This is a genomic window from Streptosporangium sp. NPDC023615, assembly GCF_040640155.1.
In the GTDB taxonomy this organism is placed as follows: domain Bacteria; phylum Actinomycetota; class Actinomycetes; order Streptosporangiales; family Streptosporangiaceae; genus Streptosporangium.
On record NZ_JBFABE010000027.1, the window covers coordinates 86,804 to 95,255 of the forward strand.

7 protein-coding genes are annotated in these 8,452 nt (G+C 71.9%); all 7 read left to right on the top strand.

Going from position 1 to position 8,452, the window contains the following annotated elements; translation table 11 throughout:
• Nucleotides 1-167: 167 nt before the first annotated feature.
• Nucleotides 168-1,319 carry an acetylornithine transaminase gene (locus AB0G16_RS20385; RefSeq protein WP_362806872.1) on the top strand — a complete coding sequence of 384 codons (1,152 nt, stop codon included), beginning with the start codon at nt 168-170 and terminating at the stop codon, nt 1,317-1,319.
• The gene (gene argF / locus AB0G16_RS20390) at nt 1,309-2,340 is read left to right on the top strand and encodes an ornithine carbamoyltransferase (protein ID WP_362806842.1); all 1,032 of its coding nucleotides are present in this window, start codon (nt 1,309-1,311) and stop codon (nt 2,338-2,340) included. Before AB0G16_RS20385 ends, argF begins: the two co-directional genes overlap by 11 nt.
• Nucleotides 2,337-2,921, top strand: a complete 585-nt coding sequence (locus AB0G16_RS20395) for an arginine repressor (RefSeq protein WP_362806845.1) — start codon at nt 2,337-2,339, stop codon at nt 2,919-2,921. The genes argF and AB0G16_RS20395 overlap by 4 nt, the downstream gene beginning before the upstream one ends.
• A complete protein-coding gene (locus tag AB0G16_RS20400) occupies nt 2,914-4,113 on the top strand; it encodes an argininosuccinate synthase (protein ID WP_362806848.1) in 1,200 nt (399 codons plus the stop codon). Before AB0G16_RS20395 ends, AB0G16_RS20400 begins: the two co-directional genes overlap by 8 nt.
• Nucleotides 4,114-4,154: 41 nt before the next feature.
• Nucleotides 4,155-5,573 carry an argininosuccinate lyase gene (gene argH / locus AB0G16_RS20405; RefSeq protein WP_362806850.1) on the top strand — a complete coding sequence of 473 codons (1,419 nt, stop codon included), beginning with the start codon at nt 4,155-4,157 and terminating at the stop codon, nt 5,571-5,573.
• A gap of 6 nt (nt 5,574-5,579) precedes the next feature.
• On the top strand, nt 5,580-6,290 hold the full coding sequence (locus tag AB0G16_RS20410) for a DNA-3-methyladenine glycosylase (protein WP_362806853.1): 711 nt from the start codon (nt 5,580-5,582) through the stop codon (nt 6,288-6,290).
• 267 nt (nt 6,291-6,557) lie between these two features.
• On the top strand, nt 6,558-7,826 hold the full coding sequence (gene tyrS / locus AB0G16_RS20415; protein ID WP_362806856.1) for a tyrosine--tRNA ligase: 1,269 nt from the start codon (nt 6,558-6,560) through the stop codon (nt 7,824-7,826).
• Nucleotides 7,827-8,452 lie beyond the last annotated feature (626 nt).

Consider the following 8,452-nt stretch of genomic DNA (forward strand, 5'->3'; position numbering starts at 1 on the left):
CTGCCCGAACAGCCCAGGCCGCGGCCGGCGGCCGCCGCCGCACCGAAGGGGAACGACCAGTGAGCCCGCAGCACGAGCCCGTCGCCCACCCCGCCACCGGGACCGCCACCGGGACCGTCGCGGGATCCGCAGGCGAGGCGCTCACCAGGCGCTTCGAGGCCGCCTTCATGCCCAACTACGGGGTGCCCCCGCTGGCACTGGCCCGGGGCGAGGGCACGCGGATCTGGGACGTCGACGGCCGCGAGTACCTCGACATGCTCGGCGGCATCGCGGTCAGCTCGCTCGGCCACGCCCACCCCTCCCTGGTGGAGGCCGTCACCCGCCAGGTCGCCACCCTCGCCCACACCAGCAACCTCTTCCTGCACGAGCCCGAGGTGCTGCTCGCCGAACGCCTGCTCGGCCTGCTCGGCGCCCCGGCCAGGGTCTTCCTCTCCAACTCCGGCACCGAGGCCAACGAGGCCGCCCTCAAGCTCGCCCTCAAGTACGGCAAGGCCAACGGCCGCCCCCGCTTCGTGGCCGCCGAGAACGGCTTCCACGGCCGCAGCCTGGGCGCGCTCTCACTGACCGGCAAGCCCTCCATCCGCGACCCGTTCGGCCCGTTCCCGATCGACGTCACCTTCGTCCCCTACGGCGACGCCGACGCGCTCAAGAGCGCGGTCGACGACCGCTGCGCCGCGCTCTTCCTCGAACCCACCCAGGGCGAGGCCGGGGTCGTGCCCCCGCCCGAGGGGTACTTCCGCGCCGCCAGGGACGTCTGCGACGCCACCGGCACGCTGCTGGTCGCCGACGAGATCCAGTCGGCCATCGGCCGCACCGGCCACTGGTTCGCCCACCAGCACGAGGGCGTCCTGCCCGACGTGCTCACCCTGGCCAAGGGCCTCGGCGGCGGCCTGCCGATCGGCGCCTGCGTCGGCTTCGGCGAGGCGGCCACCCTGTTCGCCAAGGGCGACCACGGCTCCACCTTCGGCGGCAACCCCGTCGCCGCCGCCGCGGCCCTCGCCGTGCTCGACACCATCGACCGCGACGGCCTGCTGGAGCACGTCCGGACCGTCGGCGCCGAGCTCGCCGCGGGCATCGCCGCGATCGACCACCCGCTGCTCGCCGGCGTGCGCGGCCGGGGACTGTGGCTCGCCGTCGTGCTGACCGCCGACCGCTCCGCCGCCGTCCAGGCCGCCGCGCAGCGGGCCGGGTTCCTGGTCAACGCCCTCCAGCCCGACGCGGTACGGCTCGCGCCCCCGCTGGTCATCACCTCCGCCGAGGTCGCCACCTTCACGGCCGCGCTCCCCGCCATCCTGGACGGAGCCTCCGATGACCGGTGACCCCGCCGGACGGGCGCTCACCGCGCACGCGCCCGTCAGGCACTTCCTGCGGGACGACGACCTCACGCCCGCCGAGCAGGAGCAGGTCCTCGACCTGGCCGAGGCGATGAAGAAGGACCGCCACGGCTACCGGCCCTTCGCCGGCCCGCAGACCGTCGCCGTCCTGTTCGACAAGCACTCCACCCGCACCCGGATCTCCTTCGCGGTCGGCATCGGCGAGCTCGGCGGCCTCCCGCTGATCCTCGACGCCGGCTCCTCCCAGATGGGCCGGGGGGAGTCGATCGAGGACACCGCCCGGGTGCTGGAACGCCAGGTGGGCGCCATCGTGTGGCGCACCTCCGGCCAGCACAGGATCGAGGCCATGGCCTCGATCAGCTCGGTGCCGGTGGTCAACGCCCTCACCGACGAGTTCCACCCCTGCCAGATCCTCGCCGACCTGCAGACGGTCAGGGAGCACTTCGGCGCGACCGCCGGGGTGACCCTGGCCTACTTCGGGGACGGGGCCAACAACATGGCCCACTCCTACCTGCTCGGCGGCGCGCTGGCCGGCATGCACGTACGCGTCGCCGCCCCCGCCGGCTACCTGCCGGACCCGGAGATCCTCCGCAGGGCCACGGAGATCGCCGCGACGACCGGCGGGTCGGCCACCGTCCTCGCCGACCCGGCCGAGGCCGCCGACGGCGCCGACGTGCTCGCCACCGACACCTGGGTCTCGATGGGCCAGGACGGCAGGGAGCAGCGGCTCGCCGACCTGACGCCCTACCAGGTCAACGCCGCGCTGCTCGGCCGGGCCGCCCCCGGCGCCGTCGTCCTGCACTGCCTGCCCGCCTACCGCGACCTGGAGATCACCGCCGAGGTCGTCGACGGCCCGCGCAGCCTGGTCTGGGACCAGGCCGAGAATCGGCTGCACGCCCAGAAGGCCCTGCTGTACTGGCTGGTCGCGGTGGCCGGCCGGGACGCGCCCGCGGACGGCCTCGGAGCCGGAGCCGGTGACGGTTCCGGGGGCGAGGGCCCCGCATGAAGATCCCGATGACCAAGGTCGCCCGCCAGGCGCGCATCACCGACCTGCTCCAGCGGCAGCCGATCAGGTCCCAGCCGGAGCTGGCCAAGCTGCTGCTGGAGAGCGGAGTGGAGGTCACCCAGGCCACCCTCTCGCGCGACCTGGACGAGCTCGGCGCGCTCAAGCTGCGCGCCGAGGACGGCTCCCTGGTCTACGCCCTGCCCGGCGAGGGCGGCGACCGGATACGGCGGGCCAGGCTCGGCGCCGGGGAGTCACCGGCCGCGCGGCTCGGCAGGCTCGCCGAGGAGCTCCTCGTCTCCGCCGAGGCCTCCGCCAACCTGGTCATCGTCCGCACGCCCCCGGGGGCCGCGCAGTTCCTCGCCTCCGCCATCGACCACGCCGACTGGGAGTCCATCCTCGGCACCGTGGCCGGGGACGACACCATCCTCGTCATCAGCCGGGACCCGACGGGCGGGGCGTCGGTCGCCGAGGCGCTGCTCAGGCACGCCGACCGACGTATTCAGCCCGCTCAGGCGGGCGGTCCCTGGCAGCATCTGACACCTGTGACGAACGAAGAACCTGGAGATACCAATCATGACTGACCGGGTCGTACTCGCCTTCTCCGGCGGCCTCGACACCTCCGTGGCCATTCCCTTCCTCGCCGAGAAGACCGGCGCCGAGGTCATCGCGGTGGCCGTCGACGTCGGCCAGGGCGGCGAGGACATGGAGGCCATCCGCAAGCGGGCCATCGAGTGCGGCGCCGTGGAATCCGTCGTGGTGGACGCCCGCGAGGAGTTCGCCACCGACTTCTGCGTGCCCGCCCTGCAGGCCAACGCGCTCTACATGGACCGCTACCCGCTGGTCTCCGCGCTCTCGCGCCCGCTGATCGTCAAGCACCTGGCCGCCGCGGCCAAGGAGTTCGGCGGCACCCACGTCTCGCACGGCTGCACCGGCAAGGGCAACGACCAGGTACGGTTCGAGGCCGGCCTGGCCGCACTCTTCCCCGAGCTCAAGGTCATCGCCCCGGCCCGCGACTACGCCTGGACCCGGGACAAGGCGATCGCCTACGCCGAGGAGAAGAACCTCCCGATCGAGACCAGCAAGAAGAACCCGTACTCCATCGACCAGAACATCTGGGGCAGGGCCGTGGAGACCGGCTTCCTGGAGGACATCTGGAACGGCCCCGTCGAGGACGTCTACGCCTACACCGCCGACCCGGCCCAGCCGCGCGAGGCCGACGAGGTCGTCATCAGCTTCGTCAAGGGCGTCCCGGTGGCCCTGGACGGGCGGCACCTGACCCCGTTCCAGGTCATCGAGGAGCTCAACCGGCGCGCCGGCGCCCAGGGCGTCGGCCGCCTCGACATGGTCGAGGACCGGCTGGTCGGCATCAAGTCCCGCGAGGTCTACGAGGCCCCGGGCGCCATCGCGCTGATCACCGCGCACATGGAGCTGGAGAACGTGACCGTCGAGCGCGACCTCGCCCGGTTCAAGCGCTCGGTGGACCAGCGCTGGGGCGAGCTCGTCTACGACGGCCTGTGGTTCTCCCCGCTCAAGAAGGCCCTCGACACCTTCATCGCCGAGGCCCAGGAGCACGTCACCGGCGAGATCAGGATGGTCCTGCACGGCGGCCGGGCCACGGTCACCGGCCGGCGCTCCGAGGCGTCGCTGTACGACTTCAACCTCGCCACCTACGACACCGGCGACACCTTCGACCAGTCCCTGGCCAGGGGCTTCGTCGAGCTGTGGAGCCTGCCCTCCAAGATTGCCTCGGCGCGGGACGCCCGGCTGTCCTGAGTGGGCTAGGGTCGCGGATTGAATGGGGAGGGAGAACGACGGTGACTGATGGTGGCAAGCCGATGCGGCTGTGGGGCGGCCGGTTCGAAGGAGGTCCGGCCGACGCGCTGACCAGGCTCTCGGTGAGCGTGCACTTCGACTGGCGGCTCGTACCGTACGACCTGCTGGCCTCGCGCGCGCACGCCCGGGTGCTGCACCGCGCGAACCTGCTGACCGAGGACGAGCTGGCGCGGATGATCGCCGCGCTGGACGACCTGGAGCGCGCCTGCAAGGCGGGCGAGTTCCGGCCGACCGTGGCCGACGAGGACGTCCACACCGCGCTGGAGCGCGGGCTGCTGGAGCGCCTCGGCACGCTCGGCGGCAAGCTCAGGGCGGGCCGCAGCCGCAACGACCAGGTCGCCACCGATCTCCGGCTCTACCTCCGCGACCACGTCCGCCACATCGTCTCCCGGCTGGTGGAGCTGGAGACCGCGCTGATGAGCCAGGCCGAGGAGCACGCCGAGACGGCCGCTCCCGGCATGACCCACCTGCAGCACGCGCAGCCGGTCTCCTTCGGCCACCAGCTCCTGGCGCACGTGCACGCCTTCTCCCGCGACATCGACCGGCTGCGCGACTGGGACCGGCGCGCGGCCGTCTCCCCGCTCGGCTCCGGGGCGCTGGCCGGCTCCTCCCTGCCGCTGGACCCGCGGGCCGTGGCCGAGGAGCTCGGCTTCGACTCCGCCGCGCCCAACTCGATGGACGCCGTCGCCGACCGCGACTTCGCCGCCGAGTTCCTGTTCGACGCGGCGATGGTCGGCGTGCACCTGTCCCGGCTGGGCGAGGAGATCGTCCTGTGGGCCTCGCAGGAGTTCCGCTGGATCGAGATGGACGACGCCTACTCCACCGGCTCGTCGATCATGCCGCAGAAGAAGAACCCCGACGTGGCCGAGCTCGCCCGGGGCAAGAGCGGGCGTCTCATCGGCAACCTCATGGCGCTGCTGACCACGCTCAAGGGCCTGCCGCTGACCTACAACCGCGACCTGCAGGAGGACAAGGAGCCGGTGTTCGACTCCGTCGACACCCTGCTGCTCGTCCTTCCCGCCATGGCCGGGCTGGTGGCGACCATGCGGGTCAACACCGCCAAACTGGAGGCCTCGGCCCCCGACGGGTTCGCGCTGGCCACCGACCTGGCCGAGCTGCTGGTCCGCAGGGGCGTGCCGTTCCGCGAGGCCCACGAGGCGGTCGGGCACCTGGTCGTCTGGTGCCAGGTCAACGACAAGGACTTCGGCGAGCTCACCGACGACGAGCTGGCCAAGGTCTCGCCGCACTTCACGCCCGACTCCCGGGAGGTGCTCTCGGTGCCCGGCGCCCTGGCGGCCCGCAAGGCGCACGGCGGCACCGCGCCCGACCGGGTCCGCGACCAGCTCATCGCGCTGCGCGACATCGTCGACGGCCAGGCGAGCTGGGCGAGCGGGAACTGAGGCCCCGTGACGGTGACGCGGCCGACGCCCGACGACGAGCGGGGTGAGCGGGGCGTGGGGACGCCCGCCCCGGTGAGGCTGACCCGGGACTTCTTCGACCGTCCCGCCCACCAGGTCGCCCCGGACCTGCTGGGACGGGTGCTGGTGCACGGGCCGGTCGCGCTCCGCATCACCGAGACCGAGGCGTACGGCGTGCCCGGCGAGGACCCGGCCTCGCACACCTACCGCGGCCGGACGGCGCGCAACGCGGTGATGTTCGGCCCGCCGGGTCACCTGTACGTGTACTTCACCTACGGCATGCACTTCTGCGCCAACCTGACCTGCCTGCCCGAGGGGGTCGGCTCCGGGGTGCTGCTCCGGGCCGGAGAGGTGATCTCCGGCGCCGAGCGTGCCCTGGCCCGCCGCACCGCCGGAAGCGCCCGCGTCGTCAAGCACCACGATCTCGCCAAGGGGCCGGCCCGGCTGGCGGTGGCGCTCGGCTTCACCCGCGAGCACAACGGCCTTGACGCCTGCGCCCCCGGGCCGCTCGCGGGGCTCCCGGGGCTCCCGGGGCTCCCGGAACTCTTCGTGTCGCCGGGTGAGCCGGTCGCACCCTCGTCGATCAGGTCGGGGCCGCGGACCGGGGTCTCGTCGGCGCAGGAGACGCCGTGGCGCTTCTGGATCGACGCGGACCCCACCGTCTCGCCGCACCGTGCGCACGTTCCGCGCCGCCGCTAGGTCCGGTCCGGCGGGCCGGTTCCGCCCCAGCCCAGCCCAGCCCGGCCCCGTCAGGTCCGGTCCTGCCCGGCCGGGTTCTGCCGCGGTCCCGCCCGGGTTCCGTCGCGTGTCTGTGTCCGTGTCCCCGCCCTCGCACGACGTGCCGGCCGCCTGCTCGCTGGTCGACCCGGGCGCTAAGGGGTATCCGGGTGGCGCGACCCGGTGGTGATCGGGCAGGGTGGTGTCAGGAGCCCCGGAAGTCCCTTCGAGCATTGGAAAGCAAGGATCGTGACCGACATTCTGGATGACCTCGCCTGGCGCGGCCTGATCGCGCAGTCCACCGACATCGACGCCCTGCGGGCGGCGATGGCCGAGGGTCCGATCACGGTCTATTGCGGCTTCGACCCCACCGCCCCCTCGCTGCACGTCGGCAACCTCGTCCCGCTGCTGACGCTGACCCGCCTGCAGCGGGCGGGCCACCGTGCCATCGGGCTGGTGGGCGGCGCGACCGGTCTGATCGGTGACCCCAGCGGCCGGAGCACCGAGCGCTCGCTCAACTCCTCCGACGTGGTGGCCGAATGGGTCGCGAGGATCCGCGTCCAGGTGGAGAAGTTCCTCGACTTCTCCGACGAGAGGCGCGGCATCCTGGTCAGCAACCTCGACTGGACCGAGGGCATGTCCGCGATCGACTTCCTGCGCGACGTCGGCAAGCACTTTCCGGTCAACCGGATGCTCGCCCGCGAGTCGGTCTCGGCCCGTCTGGGCGGGGAGGGGCTCAGCTACACCGAGTTCAGCTACCAGATCCTGCAGGCCAACGACTACCTGGAGCTGAACCGGCGCCACGGCTGCACCCTGCAGATCGGCGGCAGCGACCAGTGGGGCAACATCACCGCCGGGAACGACCTCATCCGCCGGGTGACCGGCGGGCACGTGCACGCCCTCACCGTGCCGCTCATCACCAAGGCCGACGGCACCAAGTTCGGCAAGACCGCCGGAGGCGCGGTCTGGCTCAACCCCGAGATGACCTCCCCGTACGCGTTCTACCAGTTCTGGCTGAACGCCGACGACCGGGACGTGGTGAAGTTCCTCAAGATCTACAGCTTCAGGTCCCGTGAGGAGATCGAGGCACTGGAGAAGGCCGCGGCGGAGCGACCGGCCGCCCGTGAGGCTCAGCGGGCGCTCGCCGAGGAGTTCACCACGTTGCTGCACGGAGGCGAGGAGTGCGCCGCGGTGATCGCGGCCTCCGGGGCGTTGTTCGGGCAGGGGTCCCTGGAGGAACTGCCCGCCCGGACGCTGGGGGAGGCCCTCGCGGAGGTACCGCGCGCCGAGGTGTCCGGCCTGGGGGCGTCCTTCGTCGACCTGCTCGCCGAGAGCGGACTGGTCAAGTCGAAGTCCGAGGCGCGCCGCGCGGTGAAGGAGGGCGGCGCCTACCTCAACAACGTCAAGGTCACCGACGAGGCGTACGTGCCGTCCGCCGACGACCTGATCCACGGGCGCTTCCTGGTGCTGCGCCGGGGCAAGCGTTTCATCGGTGGCGTCGAGCTCGTCGGAGCCTGACCTCGGTGCGGCCGGTCCCGGATCCCGGGAGGTGGCCGGCCCCGGGGCGGTCCCTGTCCGGGTTTCCCCGGCCCGAAGTTCTCGATCTTCGTACCGGTCGCGCCCGCGGCACGGCCAATGTCCGGTAGATCGGTCCACGACGGTTCAACGAGATGGACATGATGTGCCGACGCCCCGGTCACGACCGGGGCGTCGGTCGTACCTGCGCGTAACGTTTCGGTGGCGAAGGCGCCGGATTCTCCCCATGCAACGCTCTGACCTGCGGTTTTATCGGGAGCCGCTGATTTGACGATGTTCGGAGAGGCGCATAATGTTTCTCATGCCCCGGGAGCGAGCCGGACGCCTGCGAGGCGGACGGGCCCCGGGAGCCGATCCACTGAACGAGCCTGAGAGTTCGGACCCACGTAGGTCACCGGAAAACCGGTTGATTCGCCACGGCCTGACTGGCACGGTAGGTTCAGAGGGTTGCCCCGGAAGCGGGGAACAAAATCCTAGCGAGTTTGCCGGGATTGTGACAAGTGAACTGAGCTTCACAATTTGACACAATCTTGACAGGCCTGTACGGTTGAAATACGAAATGGAACGCCCCTGGTGGTCGGCTGGTTGATCCGGTCGGTGGTCGGGTG